Origin of the sequence: Nocardioides pelophilus, from assembly GCF_014180685.1 — a bacterium.
Taxonomy (GTDB): Bacteria; Actinomycetota; Actinomycetes; order Propionibacteriales; family Nocardioidaceae; genus Nocardioides; species Nocardioides pelophilus.
On the sequence record NZ_JACEHF010000001.1, the window covers coordinates 56,618 to 72,050 of the forward strand.

The following is a 15,433-nucleotide window of genomic DNA, read 5'->3' on the forward strand; positions in this document are numbered from 1 at the left end:
ACAATCGTGGAGAAGGTGGGCCAGCTCGACAACGTCGAGTACGACTCGATCCTGCCGATGATCTCCGTCGGCGCCGTCCTCGCGGCCGGTCTTCAAGGAAGACGAGCAGCGGCGGCATCGTCGGCGGATCCAGGTCCAGGTCATCGAGCACTTCGGCCACTGAGGTGACCTATCTGTGCTCCGACCCTGGCAGTGGCCTCACACAGGCTTGAGGCCAGCGATCTTCCAGCCGTCGTCCGCTGGAGCCATGGTGACTTCGACCCGACTGCCTGAAACAGACTGCCTGCCGCGGGTCGTGGTGGTCTGGGTCAAGAACACCAGTACGACGACCCGGTCGCGGTCACCGCGCACGACTCCGGCAGCGGTGACTTCGGCCACGGTGCTGATCTTCCGAGCTCGGGCCTCTGGTCTCACCACGTCCTCGAGAATGGTGCCGTAATCTTCGGCGAAGTCCCCGGTGGTCTGGGCCAACGCGTGCTCAAGGTCGTCGTCGAGCGTCGAGCTCTCGTAGCTCAGCAGCTCAGGAACCCGCTCTTCGGCCGAACTGAGGGCTTCGCTTCGAGCGTCGGCGTCTGCCTCGGCCCGATGCGCTTGCATCCCCAGGAATGCGGCACCGCCCATCGATGCGACGAGCAAGCCAGCGGCCACGAACCGTCCTTTGCCAACCCATCGCGGCACCGCGGAGGCGGCGCCTCCGGGCATGTTCTCCTCGTCCGTAGCGTCGCTCATGCCACGAACTCCAATCCGGAAATCAGCCATCGACCGTCCATCTTCACGAGGTCCACCTTGAGCCGGTAGTTCCGAGGTTCGGCCTTGTCGGTGTCTTTGTTCTGCACCGTGCCAGAAGCAGCGACGATGACCGACGCCTTGTCGTCGGTCAGGGTGACAACACCGGTCGAGACTGCCTCCCCGGTTGCCTTGACCTTGCTGTCGGCGAGGACCTGCTGCAATCGCTTGATCTGACTCTCCAGTTCGGCATGGAAGTCACCGGTGGCGCCGTCGAGAAGTCGTTCGATGTCCTCGTCGGCGGTCGAGCCGCTGATTCCGACGAGTTGCTCTACCTGGGTAACGGCCGCTGCCGAGGCCGCGCGCTCGTCTGCCTCATTGCTGCGCACCTCTCGCCATGACATCCCCCGCTCCACCGAGAAGGCCAGCAGCCCCAAGACGACCAAGCCGACGGCGATCGTTGTCCATGACGGGCGAACCGGCCGCTTCATCGCGCCGCCAGTGGTGCTAGGACCAGGATTTTCCACAGATCGCCCTCGTCATAGTCGCTGGCGTCAGCAGAAGGGTCCACGGATCCGTCCTCGTTGCCCACGGCTAGGTCGTAGGCCACCGTCCCACTGGAATCGGGCCACACTCCCCCGCGGAAGCTGAGACCGCACGAGCTCGGCAGCGGGCCGCGAGCCGGCGACTGCGGGCACGGCAGGTTGCGCGCCCCGCGCACCGCCGTCGAGTCCGCCGGCGCGATCTCGCAGTGCGCCAACCTATTGACGTCTCGGGTCGTGGCGACGGACGGGCTGCGGCGCTGCTCGGGAGGCAAGTATCCGCTCTGGCAGGTCGGCGGATCGTTCAGAGCCGCGCGAAGGTCGAGCTGAACGTCACCTAAGCCGGCTCGCGGGTTGACCGCTGACTGCAGTCGTGCGACGAGCGAGGGATAGAGCACCAGGATCTGCCGAACGTTTGGTAGATAGGCGTTCAAGACCTGTGCGTTGGTCGTGAGGTTAGCCAGCATCATCGGCAGCACCGGCTGCAGGTCAGCGACCGTTGCCGTCGCCGCGTCGAGTCCGCCCGGAGCGTTTCGCAGGAGCTCCCTCAAGTCCGCGGTGTCGCTCGCGGAGAGCGTGGCGGTGACGTCGTTGAGGGCGTCGGCATAGGACCTGGTCCGCGGGCCGATCGCCACCTGGGTGTTGAGGACGGGTTGGAGGGAGGCGATTAGCGACGTCGTCGCATCGATCTGGATCTGTGCCTCCGTTAACAGCTTCCCCGACGAGTCGATCAACTCCCGGAGATCGGGGCCGCTCCCTCCAAGCCCCTCGTTGACCTGGTCGAGGACGGCCTTCGTCTCCTTGCGAGGAACCGACTCAAGCAGCCGGTTGACCGAGTCGAGGACCGGTGTGATCTGCGGCATCTCGCTCGCCCGCTCCTGCGGGATGGTCGCTCCGTCCGAAAGTAGGCCGCCACCGTCGGCGGCGCCGCCGTCGCCGACAGGGACGCCCTCGGAATCGACGAGGTCGACGTATTGCTCACCGATGGCCGAGGTGCTGTGCAGCTCGGCCGACACGTCTGCCGGAATGTCTGTCCCGTTGTCGATCCGGAGAGTGGCGACAGCACCCTCGGCGGTGACGTCGAGGTTGGACACGACACCTACCTCGACCCCGCGGTACGTGACAGCAGCTCGAGGATAGAGACCGCTGGCGTCCTTGAAGTCGACGGTCACGTCGTAGACACCGATGCCGACCATCGCTGGCACACGTGCGTAGTGGATGAAGGCAAGCCCGAGTGCCGCCACGGAAACAACAGCGAAGATTCTCAGCTGGCGCTTGATCAGAGGAGTGAGCAACATCCGGGTAGTCCTAACAGAGTCCGAGGAGCTGGAGCATGCACGCGTCGTCCGGCTCGTCGGGCGCGGGAGCAGTGGGGTCTTCGCCACCGGTGTCGTCACCCCGCCCAGTCGGCTGGTCCTCCGGATCGACCACCAACGGATCCTCGAGCGGATCCCCTGCCTGCAAGGCGGGTGGGATACCTCCTAGCCAGACGTCTGCGAGACCCGTGGCGCCGAGGTCCAGGGTGGCGAAGAGGTTCGCGTAGTCACCGCGGAGGATTTCCGTGGTCGTCATGGCCGGGAATGGAATGGTGATCGCGATCTTCAGGGCCTCCGGCAGAGATTCGCTCACCTTTCCGATGTTGGTCAGGATCGGCCCGAGCGAGTCGAGGTTGGCAAGCAATGCAGGCTCGCTCTTCTGGATCACCCGGACGGCGCGATCCCCAGCGAGGCCGGCGCGCGTCAGCGCTTCCACCAACCGCGCTCTCTCGTCCTCCAGGACCTTCAGACCTGGGGCGATCCGATCGATGGCGGTGGCGATCGAATGCCGATCGTCGCGCAGGCCCGCGCTCAGGTCGTTGAGGGACTCCAGCGCCGACACGATCTCGCCGCGATTGGCGTCGAGCACCGCGAGAAGGTCGTTCGCCCTCCGGATGAGGCCTCTGGTGTCGGGAACCTTGTCGCGCAGCGCGGTGGACAGCTCTCCGGTGATGGTGCTGATCTGGGAGAGCCCACCATTGTTCAGCAGGAGGGCGACCGCGCCCAGTACCTGCTCCGTGGCGGGATACGTCCCCGTCTGCTCCACTCCGATCACGTCGCCATCGGACAGCGCTTCCCGGTTGGCGAAGGCGCGCGATTCCGCCGCCGACGATACTTCGACGTACTGGGCGCCGAGCAGGGTCTTCTGTCCGATGGAGAACACGGCGTCGACGGGCAGGCGAACACTGTCGAGCAGGTGGAGGTGGACGACCGCCTCCCATCCGTCGACCTCGATCGCGCCGACAGTGCCGATCACCACGTTGTCCTTCTGCACCGTGGAGTTGGGGACCAGGTTCTCGATCTGGTCGAAGTGCACCTCGATCGTGTAGCCGTCGTCCCCTACAGCCACCTGGCCCGGGAGCGTGTTGTCGTTCGGCTGGATCGCGCATGCAGATCCGAGGACGGTCACCATGGACCACACGGCGATCCAGCGGCATCCCTTCATCACCAGATCCGTCCTCATCACGAGGTTCCCCCGACTCCGGTGACACCGAGCAGGCCGAGCAGCGGCTGCAGCGCGGTGGTGCACTGCTCACTGGTTCCGCCCGCCCCGAGGATCGCGCCGCAGACCACCTCTGCGACGTTGTCGAGGCCGGACAACGTCGCACGGCCGGTGATGGCCTGGTCCTGGACGGTGTTGCTCAGCCCGATGATGGGGAAGGGCGCGACGTGAAGGATCCCCGCGAGTTCGTTGGACCGATCGGCCAAGGTTGCGGCGAGAACGTTGAGGTCGGTGACCGCGTTCCGGATCCGCCCGCGATGCCGATCGAAGTAGTCTTCGACGACATTCAGGACCGACGCGAGGTCTCGTAGAGCGCCGCCGAGATCGGAGCGGTTGGCGGCCAGGACACCGCTGACGTCGTCGAGCTCGGACGTGAAGCCACGCAAGGCCGCATCGTTCAGCGCGAGGTTCTTCGTGAAGCTGTTCAGATTCTCGATCGTGCTGAACAGGTCGGATCGACCGTCTGAAAGGGCAGTTGCGGCGTCTTGGAGCTCGGTGATGGCTCGGCGCAGGTCGATGGACCTGCCGTTGTCCAGCCCTCGCTGGATCGCGACGATGGCGTCGGCGAGCGGGCCCCGCCTCGCGCCCCGCTGCGGCCCGAGTGTCGTTGCGAGATCGGTCAGCTGTTGTTTGACGTCATCGAAGGTCACCGGCACTGCGGTCCTGCCGAGCTCAATGGTGGCGCCGTCCTTCAGCTTCGGCCCACCGGTGTAGACAGGCTCGAACTGCACGAACCGACCACTCACCAGGCTCGGCGAGACGATGGCGGCGCGCGCGTCTGCCGGGAGTGGTTGGTCGGAGTCGACCGTCATCGTCACGTAGACGCCCTCGGACTTGTTCTCGATAGCGGTGATCTCACCGACGCTGACCCCCAGCACCTTCACCTCGTCACCGACGTTCAGGCCTTCGGCACTGGAGAAGTAGGCGTGAACCGTCGTTGCACTCGCATCGCGATTCCACGCGAGGGCGCCGAGGATCACCGCGGCAACGACCACCAGGGTGATGACGCGGCGCACGCTCAGGAACTGACCTCGGAAGAAGTTCATCGCATGACCCCGGACAGGATGGGTGCCAATGTGGTCGGCGACGTGAGGTTCTGGATATAGGCATCGAACCATGGTCCGGTTGCGACGGCCTCGTTGAATCCGGTGGCGTAGCCCAGCAGGCCGGTGATGGTCGCTTTGAGGTTCACCCGGTTGCGATTGAGAGTCGCGACCACTCCATCCAGCTCGTCGAGCGCCGGACCCAGCACGTCGTCGGTGTCCTCGAGCAGAACGCGAAGCTGCTGCGACAGCTCGCGAGCGCCAGCAAGAAGACTGATCACGACCTGTTGGCGCCGGTCGAGCTCGGCGAGCAGCGAGCGACCGGCGCCGAGCAGCGCTGCAATCTGTCGGTCACGACTGGCGAGGACTGCTGTGACATCGCTCGCGCGAGCAACCAGTGAACGCAGCTCTTCGTCATTCGACGAGACCGCCTGCGACAACGAGCTGATGCCGTCCAGCGCAGGGCCAAGGTCCGGGCTGGCAGCTCTGAGGCTGTTCGACGCCTGCTCGAGCGCGGCCGCAAGTTGTTGCTTGTCGATCTCGGCGGTGGTCTCTGTGAGCTGGTTGAGGGCGCTGGTGAGGTTGTACGGCGCGGACGTGCGATCCACGGGGATGGTGTCGCCGGCTTCCAGGACGCCTGAACCGCGCGACTCGAGTTCCACCGCAGCTCGGCCGAGCAGGGTGACGGTGATGATCTGCGCTTCGGTGCGCTCGCCGAGCTTGATGGAGTCGTCGGTGATGACCAGGTCGGCGACAACGTGATCGACTTCGATGGCGACGTTGCGCACCTTGCCTACCTCGGCGCCGGAGATCAGCACCGAGTCGCCTTCCTTCAAGCCCCCGGCCTCGGCGAACTCCACGCTGATGACACCTCGATTTCCGACGAGCGGCAGGGAGTTGAAGTTCATCGCCGCAAGGACGACCAGCACCAGCGCCAAGGTGCCGACGAGGCCGCGCAGCGCAAGGCGATCAGGACTCAGATTCCGGCTCATCGCTTGCACCTCGGCGCGTCGGAGTAGATCCACGGGGTAAGTAGTGCCTGGTTGTCCGTGATCCCGGTCTCGACGCGGACGCCGCAGAGGAAGAAGTTGAAGAAGTTGCCATAAGAGGCGGTGTTCTGGAGTTTGCGGTAGTGAAGGGGGAGCTTCTTCAGCACGGTCTCGAGGGTTGAGGAGTTGAGGTTGATGCCTCGCGCGGTCGTCCGCAAGGCTTGGAGATCGGACCGTAGGTCGCCCCGCACGCGAGCGACGAGGGTCGAGGTCCGATCGGCGAAGCCGGTGAGCCGGGCTGCGGCGTCGAGGATCTGAGTGTCCTGCTTGTCGAGACCTGCGAGAAGCGCAGCGAGCCTGTCGATCAACAGTCCCACTGTGTCCTTTCGTGCGTCGAGCGTGCCAAGGACACTGTTGAGGTTGCCGATCACCTGCCCGATCAACACCTCCCGGTCACCGATGGCGGTGGTGAAGGAAGCGACGTGGTCCACGAGGTTTGCGACCGAAGACTCCTGGCCCTGGAGCACCTGGACGAGCTGACCGGACAGCTCGTTGACCTGGCTGGGGTTGAGCCCGGCGAAGAGTGGCTTGAAGCCGTTGAGCAGGGTGTCGAGGTCGAGCGCCGACTCCGTGTGCTCGGCCGGAATGGTGCCGCCAACCGGTAACGACTCACTCCTGGACGATGGGTCGTCGCTGCTGCGGGAAAGCTGGAGAATGCGGTCGCCGATAAGGTTCCGGTACTGGATTGTCGCATTGGTGTCGGTCGTGAGCTGGTGGCTGCTGCCGACTTCAAAGGTCACCATGACGGTGTTATCCGACCGGACATCGATTTCGGTGACCTTGCCGACGTCGACTCCTGCGATGCGGACTTCGTCTCCCACGGTCAGCCCGGAGACATCGTTGAACACCGCCCGATAGGTGTCGCGTTCGCCGGGTCGTATTTCCCCTGTCACTAGCGCGACCCACACGGTGAACAGTGCGGCGACCGTGAGGAACGCCCCGAACTTGATGAGGTCTCGACGCTCTTGATGCTTTTGCCTGCTCATTGCAGCTGAGTTCCTCCTCTGATCAGGCCGAGCAGGGTGTCCAGGACTGCCTGGTCCGGCGTGGGCTGAGGACCGACGTACGGGTTCGCGCCCGCGTGGAAGGCTGGCGGTGGCTGTTGCGCTTCAGTCTCGGTGACGTAGGGAAGCCCGTAGCACGCGGGCCCGCGGTCGTCGCCCACCTCGGGCAGGTTCTCGGGGTACGTGTAGGGATCGCGTCCCGGGACGACGCGGGTAATGGTGGTGATGCCAGGATGTGTGCCGCCCACCGCATCTTCGGCGAGCTTGTTCGCCGAGGCCAGGCCGAGGACGATGCACGGCAGCTCCGGCGAGTAGCGGTCAAGGACGCGCGTGACCGGTTCGAGCAACCGCAGGCTGGTGACCAGTCCCTTCTCCGAGTTGCGTAGCAGGGTGTCGGCCTCGTCGCTGAAGCCGACCAGGCTCCGCTCGAGCGCCCGGAGGGAGGCCTGTTGTCGCACGAGCGTGAGGGACACGGTGCCTGCCTGGCTCAGCGTGGCAACCAGGTCCGGCCGCGCCAATGCGTAGACGTCAGCGACGTCGTCGGCGACCTGGAGGTCGGCGCTCAGCGTCCGGAGGGAGGGGTTGAAGGACCGCAGGTATGCGTCGGTCTGAGAGATCAGGTCGCCGATGAGCTGACCACGCTCATCGATCGCGACCGCGACGGCGGTGAGTGCAGCGTTCACCTCTGCTGGCCTGGCCACGTCGAGAACCTTCGTCAGGTTCGTGAAGGCTTCATCCACTTCCACCGTCACCCGGTCCGCTGTGATGACGGCGCCGGGTTCGATGCTCTCTGCCCCGTCGGCGGTCTCCGACGGCGTCAGCTGGACGTACTTCGCACCGAAGGCGGTCGGTGGCACGATCTGCGCGGTCACGTCGGCCGGCACCAGCTCGAGCTCGTCTGGATCGATCTCTAGGGTGACCATCACTCGGTCGCCGTCGATGTCGACCGCCCCGACCGAACCGATCTCGACGCCGTGCAACTTGACCGGTGACCCCGAAGCGAGCGTGAGACCTGCCCGGTCTGACTCGACCGTCAGCTCCACTGAGTCCTTGAAGTCACCCCGGTACTTCGCGATCGTCCCGACGATGAGAAGTGCGATGAGCGCCAGGAAGACCATTCCGTAGCTGACCTTGCGATCGATCCCGAGCGGTGTCGATGTCGTCCTCATGCTGTCTTCACCCCGCGATGTGGACCGACGGGCCACCCCAGACGGCGATGGCGAAGATCAGGTCGATAAACATGGTGCAGATCAGGGCAGAGCGCACCGCCTTGCCGACGGCCTGGCCAACTCCTGCTGGCCCACCCGAGGCGCGAAATCCGTGGTAGCAGCAGATCGACACGATGGCCAAAGCCATCAGGACCACCTTGACCATCGCCAGAAAGAGGTCCCCGGGGATGAGGAAGGTGTCGAAGTAGTGCATGTAGGTTCCGGGAGCCTGGTCGTAGCCGACGGTGACCACTAGGTATGTTGCGAGCCAGCACATCATCAGTGCGATCGCGAAGAGGGGGACGACGGCGATCAGCCCGGCGATGATGCGCGTGGTGACGAGGTAGGGAACCGGGTGCACCGCCATTACCTCGAGGGCATCGATCTCCTCGCTGACGCGCATTGCGCCGATCTGCGCGGTGAATCCAGCTCCGACGGTTGCCGTGAGCGCAATGCCAGCGATGATGGGCGCTACCTCGCGGGTGTTGAAGTAGGCCGAGAAGAAGCCGGAAAGCGTGGAGACGCCGATATTGTCGAAGGACGTGTAGGCCTGCAGGCCCACCTCGATGCCCGACGCCGCCGTCAGAAAGCCGATCACGAGAACGGTTCCGCCGATGAGGGCCAAGGCACCCGAACCGAGCGAGACTTCAGCCAGCAGCCGGACGACTTCCTTGGGGTAGTGCTTGAGCACCCGGGGGATGTGTGCATACGCGGCGCCGTGGAAGCTGAGCTGGTCGCCGAGATTGCGAAGCGAGGTCGTCGGCTTGGCCAGGTACTGGGTGATCTGGGACATCTCAAGCTCCCAGCTTGATCTGGAGGAACAGGGCGCTGATCACGCTGTTGGCTGCGAACAGGAGCATGAAGGCGAAGACAACGGTCTGGTTCACGGCCTCGCCGACCCCCTTGGGTCCGCCTTTGGCGTTGAGTCCGAGGTAGCACGCCGTTAGGCCTGCGAGTAGGCCGAAAACGGCGGCCTTTGCCTCAGAGGCGAGAAAGTCGGCGAGGCCGACGAGCAGTGTGAGGTCGGACAGGAACAGCCCAGGAGTCGCTCCCTGCAGCACGACGGAGAAGAAGTAGCCGCCGACGAGTCCGACCACGGTCACGATTCCGTTCAGGGCAACGCCAACGAGGGTGGAGGCCACGACGCGGGGAACCACGAGACGCTCGATCGGATCGATGCCGAGCGTCACCATTGCGTCGATCTCCTCACGGATCTTGCGGGAGCCGAGGTCAGCGCAAATCGCTGTAGCACCCGCACCTGCGACGACCAGCACGCTCACGATCGGTCCGATCTCGCGCACGACGGCAACCGCCGCCCCTGCTCCGGCGAGATCCACCGCGCCGATCTGGATCAGTAGCTGGTTCACCTGGAAGATGATCACGACGCAAAACGGGATCGCCACCAGGAGGGCCGGACCCAGCGAGACAGTGGTGACGAACCAGGCCTGGGAGATGAACTCGCTGAACCTGAAGCGGGTGGTGAACATGGTGCGGAAGACCTTGCCGACGAACGAGTAGAAGTCGCCGAAGGTGGACAACGCCTTGAAGGGCAGTGTGCCGCGCAGAGCTTCCGCGGCCATTTGCCGAGAGCCCTCTGACATTCCAGCCGGCCCGGGCCGTCGCGGTGCTGCTGATCGCTCGGGAGCCAGCGTCATCGAAAGACCTCCTCGGGATCCTTTGGGCCGCGGCTCCGCACTACATGGAGGGGAAGCCGCAGCGCGGCGGGTGCGGTCGGGGGGACCACGGGGTGGGCTGGAGGGACAGCTCGGAGCCGGACGTAGGCCCCTCCGGGCTCCGGGCGGTGGTCCCGTTCCCCCTTGTTGGGCCAGGCTGCCATCGCTCGTTCGGCCTGCGCTGTGATGGTGAGACTCGGGTTTACGCCGAGGTTGGCGGAGACGGCGGAGCCGTCGACGACGTGGAGCCCACGGTGACCGTGGACTCGGTGGTAGGGGTCGATGACGCCAGTTTGTGGCGACTCGCTGATCGCACATCCCCCCAGAAAGTGCGCGGTCATGGGGATGTTGAAGATCTCGCCGACCGTGCCGTAACTGCCCCCGCCGATCCGCCGACTGATCGAGCGGACCACCTCGTTGCCCATGGGGATCCACGTCGGGTTCGGCTCTCCATGCCCCTGCCGAGATGTGAGGCGGACGCGCTTGCGACGCCACAGCCAGCCTCGCTTTGGAAAGACGGTGATCGAGTTGTCGCGGGTCTGCATGACCAGCGCGATGATCGTGCGCTGCGGCCAACTGCCGAGCCCGAACCAGGTCGACAGTAGGAGGCCGGGGTGGCGCGCTGCTTGCCCCAGCCAGCGCAGCCACCTCGGCACTCTTCCGCCCCCGTCGGTCATCAGCGTCAGCAGAAGGCCCATCAGGCCCGACCCTTCGCCGTAGCGGACGGGTTCGACGTGCGTGACCTCGTCGGGGTGGATCGAGGACGTGATCGCAACGCCGTGGTGGAAGTCATAGGCGGGCCTGTTGCGCAGCGTGGCGCTCGACGCGCACAGCGCCTCGGAGTTGGTCCGCGTCAAGTAGCCCAGCCGCTCGGACAGACCAGGCAGGGCACCGGAGCGCTTCATGCCGTGCAGCAGCTCCTGCGTACCCCACGTGCCAGCCGCCAGAACGACCTGCGCGGCCGACACCGACGTCCGTCGACGACGACTGCGGCCCGTTATGTGGTGCTCCACCTCGTAACCACCCCCCGGACGGGGCACCACACCGGTGACCGTCGTCAGCGAGCGCACCTCGGCGCCAGCTCGCTCGGCGAGGTAGAGATAGTTCTTCAAAAGAGTGTTCTTCGCGTTGTGACGGCAACCCGTCATGCACTCGCCACACTCCAGGCAGCCCTTCCGCTCGGGTCCGACGCCTCCGAAGTACGGGTCAGGCACCGGTCGACCCGGCTCCTTGCGGCCCTCGGCACCGAAGCAGACACCGATCGGCGTTGGCCGGTAGGTATCGCCGCACCCCAACTCGTCGGCGACCTCCTTTAGCACCTCGTCCGACGCGGTGATGGTGGGGTTGTCGACAACTCCCAGCATCCGCTTCGCCTGGTCGTAATACCGAGCGAGCTCTGCCTTCCAGTCCGTGATCTGCGCCCACTGCGGGTCGTTGTAGAACGCATCGGAGGCGGGCTCGTAGAGGGTGTTGGCGTAGACGAGCGAGCCGCCCCCGACCCCCGCCCCGGCCAGTACGACCACGTCGCGCAGCAGCCGGATCCGCTGAATGCCGAAGCACCCGAGCCGAGGCGCGAACAGGAACTTCCGCACGTCCCAAGAGGTCTTGGCGAACTGGTGGTCCTCGAACCGTCGGCCCGCCTCGAGAACGAGGACGCGATAACCCTTCTCGGTCAATCGGAGTGCCGCCACCGAGCCACCGAAGCCGGAGCCGATGACCACCACGTCGTACGCGGTGTCGTCGAGCGAGTCGACGGACATGGCGAACCTCTTCTGAGCAATCGAGCGGCCCCCGCCGCGACGGCCGCGACAAGACGAGGCTTTAACTTCATCAGGTGACGACCGTCACCGTCTCGTGCGTGCCGCCAACCTCAACGAACGGCCTTGTCCATTTGCACAAAGGGAGCCGGGGGGCAACTAGGGTGGCGACATGGCAAGCAAGGACGCTGTCCCCGCCGATATCGCGCCCTGGCTGCTGAAGTACGTCGCTGAGCAGGCGCAGCCGGACCAGCTCGAGGCCTGGGTGAACCGGGTGACGGCGGCCCTCTTCGACGAGGTGTCCGACATCAGGATCATCGACGGCCTCGAGGACAGGGTGCAGGATGCCGTACGGGAACACTGGCTAGCTTTCCTCAGCGACCTCGTTCAGCCTCGTCAGCACTTTCATCTGGTCGAGGAGGCCGGGCGTCTGGCGGGACTTCTGGCCGAGCTTCAGATCCCGCTCGAGACACTGGTCCGCTTGTACCGGATCGCCCAGATGGAAGTGTGGAACTACGTCAGTGATCTGATCGGAAGCCTGACCTCGGCCGAGTTCGACCGCGCTGATCTGCTGGTCTACTTCTGGGACCGCGCCGGTGTCTGGCTGGACAAGTCAGTCAGCACGTCGATCGACCTCTATCAGGAGGCTCGTGGCCGAGTGCTCGCCGGTGCCGCCGCTCAGCGCTTCGAATCCGTCAAGGCAGTACTCGACGGCCAGCTGACCGATGCTCGCGAGGCATCTCGGGCACTCGGCGGCTATCCGTTCTCCGCCCACCACACTGCTTTCGTGGTCTCTGTGGGCGACGCGGAGCAGGCCGGGGCTCTCGAGCCGCTCGCCGCCGACCTGCTACGCGCGGCCGGGTCTGCTCACCCGCTCGTCGTCAAGCCGGGCGGCCGTCAGCTGTGGCTGTGGGTCGCCACGCAGGGTCTGCTGGACCTGTCCAGGCTCGAGGGCCTCCCCAGCGGTCCCGGCGAGGCGTCGGTTGGCATCGGCACCTCCATCCCGGGAATCGGTGGCTTTGTCGCAAGCCACCGCGAGGCACAGGGGGCGCTCGAGGTCGCCGTCCCCGGCGCAGCGGCCTGGCTCAGCCGGTACGACGCTGTCGAGCTTCCCGTCCTCCTCGGCTGCAGCCCCGCTGTCGATCGTTTCGTCATGCGCCAACTGGGCCCGCTGGCGCGCGAGGATGAATCCATGTGCCGGATTCGCGAGACCCTCATTGCCTTCCTCGCGAGTGGAGGCAGTGCCGAGGAAGCCTCTCGGTTGCTCGTCGTGCACCGGAACACGGTCCGCTACCGCATCGCACAGGCCGAGGAACTGCTTAACCGCCCGATCGCCAAGATCAGCCCCGCTCTCTCGGTCGCCCTCGACCACCACGCCCTTTACCACCGCGTATAGGCGCTCCCTCCACCAACCGCGACATGGGTGGTGTGCGCAACGGGTCGCAATAGACGCCGGCGGGGCTTCCCCTCTCCGCAGATTCCGTGAGTCGACCAGCCTTCGACGGCGACCGGCCCGGCGCTTGTGCGTTGGCCCTGCTGCTCGCTACTTGACTGAACTCGTGCACAAGACGACGTCTGCTGGAACGTGGGAGCCTGATGGCGCTCTATAGGACAGGAGTCACATGAGCCAGAGCATCGGTCTCATCGACCGGGTCTTCCTCGCCGCGGAGACCCCCCGCACCATGCTGCACGTGGCAGCACTGTTGCGATTCTCCCCTCCCCCCAATCCTGGTCAGCGCTATCTGTCAGAGTTGGCGGACGAGGTGCGGGCAGAAGTCGCGGTCGCCCGTCCCTGGAACCTGAAGCTAGCCCATCCGCGGCTCGGTCCCGGGCCGCTGCAGCGCTGGGTCGTGGAGGACGACATCGACCTCGAGTACCACGTTCGTCGCTCGGCTCTGCCAAGTCCCGGCGACGAGAGGGAGCTCGGTGCCCTCGTCTCCAGGCTGCACAGTCGTCAGATCGACCTCTCCCGCCCGCCCTGGGAGATGCATCTCATCGAAGGGCTAGACAACGGAGGGTTCGCCATGTTTGTCAAGATGCACCACGCCCTCGTCGACGGCTACACCGGCATGAAACTACTCCAGCGCAGTCTGTCCACTAGCCCCGACGACCTCGAGTCCCCCATTCTCTTCGCTGCCAACGCTCCGGCGCGGCCGTCAAGGGATCAGGGATCGAAGGCCCCGTTCGTGAGCGCGGGAACCGCGATGGTCGACGCCCTGCGCTCGACCAGGTCGCTCACAAGTGCGGCGGCCAGGGCGGTGATGCCCGTGGGATCGGCAGACCTCATCCGGCCGCACGAGGCGCCCCGGACCATCTTCAACACCCGCATCGGTCGAAGCCGGCGCTTCGCCACCCAACAGCTGGACCTGGACGGACTGCGGATGCTCGGCAAGCGCCACGGTGCCTCTCTCAACGACGTGAGCCTCTGCTTGGTCGGCGGGGCGCTGCGCACCTACCTCACCGAGCTGGGAGCGCTCCCCGACAAGCCGTTGGTCGCGCTGGTGCCAGTAAGTACGCGGCGGGACGGCGACGCCGGCGGAGGCAACGTGTTCGGCGCGGTACTGGCTTCACTGGGCACCGACCTAGCCGATCCCCACGAGCGACTGGCTGCCGTGGTGGCCTCGACCAGGGCGGCGAAGGCGCAGCTGGCGGGCATGGGGCCACTCTCGGCCGTCGCCTACGCCGCCCTCCTCGTCGCGCCGATGCTGGCGCAGGCGGGGCTCGCCGCGGTGGGCGCGCCACTGCCTGGCCCGTTCAGCTTCAACCTCATCGTCAGCAACGTTCCCGGCCCACAAGAGGACAGGTACTTCCGTGGGAGTCGTCTCGAGGCGATGTACCCCGCGTCGTTGCAGCTGGATGCGGCCGCTCTCAATATCACGTTGTTGTCTTATGCAGGCACCCTGAACTTCGGCTTCTCCGGTGATCGTGAGGCCGTGCCCCACCTGCAACGGCTGGCTGTGCTGCTGGGCGAGGAGTGGGCGTCCATGTCGCGGTGACGCTGCGCGGTGACCTCAGCGCCGCAAGTCCTTGCTGTTCAGCTTGGAGGCTCAGGCCCGCTCGTGTCAGCTCCGGCTGACTCGCTCCACGTACGCTTGCCGAGCTGCGGTGTCCACGCGGTCGAGGAAAACAGTGTCGGTTCCGAGCACCGCACCGAGCCGGGTTGCGATCCGCTCCGGCACGAACTTCATCGCTGCGACCAGAGAACCCGCCACGCGCGTCACCCGAACGAACGGCTGCGGCCGCTCAATTAGCGCCGCAGTGGCCTGCGCGATCTCCTGCGGCTCGGCGTTGCGCATGCCCTTCGCCCCGGTTGTCCCGGACACCAGCTCGGTGTTGGTGAAGGTGGGCCGCACCGTGGACAGGGTGACGCCCGATTTGCGGTACTCCAGCCGGGCCGCCTCGGTGAATCCGATGACGGCGAACTTGGTGCCGCAATAGGTCGCCAGCCCCGGCACGGGCAGCTCCCCGGCCAGGGAGGCCGTGTTGATGATGTGGCCCTGCCGACGCGGCAGCATCCGCTGAAGCGCGAGCTTCGTGCCGAAGATGACACCCAGGACGTTGATCTCGACCTGTCGACGCGTGACCTCGTCCTCCTCTTCGTGGGCATGACCGGTGGGCATCACGCCCGCATTGTTGATGAGCACGTCGATCGGGCCGAGCGCGTCCTCGGTGGCGTCGAGGAAGGCGCTGATCGACTTCGGGTCAGTCACGTCGAGCCGGACCGCCACCTCGACTCCGAGGTCTTTGGCAGCGGACTTGAGTTGGATCTCGTCGATGTCGCCGATCGCCACGCGATGGCCGCGCCTGATCAGTTCCTCGGCGGTGTGGAAGCCGATGCCGCGAGCGCCGCCAGTGATGGCGACCACACGTGGTCTCGTCATCGTCGTCATATT

Annotated in this window: 14 protein-coding genes; 2 read left to right on the forward strand and 12 right to left on the reverse strand. The window is 65.7% G+C overall.

Features of this window, described 5'->3' with window-relative positions; all coding sequences use genetic code 11:
* Window positions 1–198: 198 nt before the first annotated feature.
* The 11 genes from H0488_RS00275 to H0488_RS00325 form a co-directional block, all read right to left on the reverse strand.
* Complete coding sequence (locus H0488_RS00275) at window positions 199–729, reverse strand: hypothetical protein (RefSeq protein WP_183097319.1); 531 nt, start codon at window positions 727–729, stop codon at window positions 199–201.
* Window positions 726–1,217, reverse strand: coding sequence for an Rv1363c family protein (locus H0488_RS00280; protein WP_183097320.1), 492 nt, complete (start codon window positions 1,215–1,217; stop codon window positions 726–728). Before H0488_RS00280 ends, H0488_RS00275 begins: the two co-directional genes overlap by 4 nt.
* On the reverse strand, window positions 1,214–2,566 hold the full coding sequence (locus tag H0488_RS00285) for an MCE family protein (RefSeq protein WP_183097321.1): 1,353 nt from the start codon (window positions 2,564–2,566) through the stop codon (window positions 1,214–1,216). The genes H0488_RS00280 and H0488_RS00285 overlap by 4 nt, the downstream gene beginning before the upstream one ends.
* Before the next feature lie 10 nt (window positions 2,567–2,576).
* Window positions 2,577–3,767, reverse strand: coding sequence for an MCE family protein (locus H0488_RS00290; RefSeq protein WP_183097322.1), 1,191 nt, complete (start codon window positions 3,765–3,767; stop codon window positions 2,577–2,579).
* On the reverse strand, window positions 3,767–4,852 hold the full coding sequence (locus H0488_RS00295) for an MCE family protein (protein WP_183097323.1): 1,086 nt from the start codon (window positions 4,850–4,852) through the stop codon (window positions 3,767–3,769). Before H0488_RS00295 ends, H0488_RS00290 begins: the two co-directional genes overlap by 1 nt.
* Complete coding sequence (locus tag H0488_RS00300) at window positions 4,849–5,841, reverse strand: MCE family protein (RefSeq protein WP_183092408.1); 993 nt, start codon at window positions 5,839–5,841, stop codon at window positions 4,849–4,851. Before H0488_RS00300 ends, H0488_RS00295 begins: the two co-directional genes overlap by 4 nt.
* Window positions 5,838–6,884 (reverse strand): MCE family protein, encoded by a 1,047-nt coding sequence (locus H0488_RS00305; protein WP_183097324.1) that lies wholly within the window; start codon window positions 6,882–6,884, stop codon window positions 5,838–5,840. The genes H0488_RS00300 and H0488_RS00305 overlap by 4 nt, the downstream gene beginning before the upstream one ends.
* Window positions 6,881–8,020, reverse strand: coding sequence for an MCE family protein (locus H0488_RS00310; protein WP_183097325.1), 1,140 nt, complete (start codon window positions 8,018–8,020; stop codon window positions 6,881–6,883). The genes H0488_RS00305 and H0488_RS00310 overlap by 4 nt, the downstream gene beginning before the upstream one ends.
* A gap of 58 nt (window positions 8,021–8,078) precedes the next feature.
* Window positions 8,079–8,903, reverse strand: coding sequence for an MlaE family ABC transporter permease (locus H0488_RS00315; protein ID WP_183092411.1), 825 nt, complete (start codon window positions 8,901–8,903; stop codon window positions 8,079–8,081).
* A 1-nt stretch (window position 8,904) separates the two neighbouring features.
* Entirely contained in the window at window positions 8,905–9,690 is a 786-nt protein-coding gene (locus H0488_RS00320) for an MlaE family ABC transporter permease (protein ID WP_220792973.1), read from the reverse strand.
* 71 nt (window positions 9,691–9,761) lie between these two features.
* The gene (locus H0488_RS00325) at window positions 9,762–11,543 is read right to left on the reverse strand and encodes a GMC oxidoreductase (protein ID WP_183097326.1); all 1,782 of its coding nucleotides are present in this window, start codon (window positions 11,541–11,543) and stop codon (window positions 9,762–9,764) included.
* A gap of 169 nt (window positions 11,544–11,712) precedes the next feature.
* Between H0488_RS00325 and H0488_RS00330 the strand changes: the two genes are divergently transcribed.
* Window positions 11,713–12,936 carry a PucR family transcriptional regulator gene (locus H0488_RS00330; RefSeq protein WP_183097327.1) on the forward strand — a complete coding sequence of 408 codons (1,224 nt, stop codon included), beginning with the start codon at window positions 11,713–11,715 and terminating at the stop codon, window positions 12,934–12,936.
* Between the two features lie 226 nt (window positions 12,937–13,162).
* Window positions 13,163–14,536, forward strand: a complete 1,374-nt coding sequence (locus tag H0488_RS00335) for a WS/DGAT/MGAT family O-acyltransferase (protein ID WP_183097328.1) — start codon at window positions 13,163–13,165, stop codon at window positions 14,534–14,536.
* A 66-nt stretch (window positions 14,537–14,602) separates the two neighbouring features.
* Here H0488_RS00335 and H0488_RS00340 read toward each other — a convergent pair whose 3' ends face one another.
* Window positions 14,603–15,430 carry an SDR family oxidoreductase gene (locus tag H0488_RS00340; protein WP_183097329.1) on the reverse strand — a complete coding sequence of 276 codons (828 nt, stop codon included), beginning with the start codon at window positions 15,428–15,430 and terminating at the stop codon, window positions 14,603–14,605.
* Between the last annotated feature and the right edge of the window lie 3 nt (window positions 15,431–15,433).

Bases quoted from the DNA above. Each gene is read 5' to 3' on its own strand.
- H0488_RS00275 (WP_183097319.1), bottom strand. From the start codon at position 729: ATGAGCGACGCTACGGACGAGGAGAACATGCCCGGAGGCGCCGCCTCC.
- H0488_RS00280 (WP_183097320.1), bottom strand. From the start codon at position 1,217: ATGAAGCGGCCGGTTCGCCCGTCATGGACAACGATCGCCGTCGGCTTG.
- H0488_RS00285 (WP_183097321.1), bottom strand. From the start codon at position 2,566: ATGTTGCTCACTCCTCTGATCAAGCGCCAGCTGAGAATCTTCGCTGTT.
- H0488_RS00290 (WP_183097322.1), bottom strand. From the start codon at position 3,767: ATGAGGACGGATCTGGTGATGAAGGGATGCCGCTGGATCGCCGTGTGG.
- H0488_RS00295 (WP_183097323.1), bottom strand. From the start codon at position 4,852: ATGAACTTCTTCCGAGGTCAGTTCCTGAGCGTGCGCCGCGTCATCACC.
- H0488_RS00300 (WP_183092408.1), bottom strand. From the start codon at position 5,841: ATGAGCCGGAATCTGAGTCCTGATCGCCTTGCGCTGCGCGGCCTCGTC.
- H0488_RS00305 (WP_183097324.1), bottom strand. From the start codon at position 6,884: ATGAGCAGGCAAAAGCATCAAGAGCGTCGAGACCTCATCAAGTTCGGG.
- H0488_RS00310 (WP_183097325.1), bottom strand. From the start codon at position 8,020: ATGGTCTTCCTGGCGCTCATCGCACTTCTCATCGTCGGGACGATCGCG.
- H0488_RS00315 (WP_183092411.1), bottom strand. From the start codon at position 8,903: ATGTCCCAGATCACCCAGTACCTGGCCAAGCCGACGACCTCGCTTCGC.
- H0488_RS00320 (WP_220792973.1), bottom strand. From the start codon at position 9,690: ATGGCCGCGGAAGCTCTGCGCGGCACACTGCCCTTCAAGGCGTTGTCC.
- H0488_RS00325 (WP_183097326.1), bottom strand. From the start codon at position 11,543: ATGTCCGTCGACTCGCTCGACGACACCGCGTACGACGTGGTGGTCATC.
- H0488_RS00330 (WP_183097327.1), top strand. From the start codon at position 11,713: ATGGCAAGCAAGGACGCTGTCCCCGCCGATATCGCGCCCTGGCTGCTG.
- H0488_RS00335 (WP_183097328.1), top strand. From the start codon at position 13,163: ATGAGCCAGAGCATCGGTCTCATCGACCGGGTCTTCCTCGCCGCGGAG.
- H0488_RS00340 (WP_183097329.1), bottom strand. From the start codon at position 15,430: ATGACGACGATGACGAGACCACGTGTGGTCGCCATCACTGGCGGCGCT.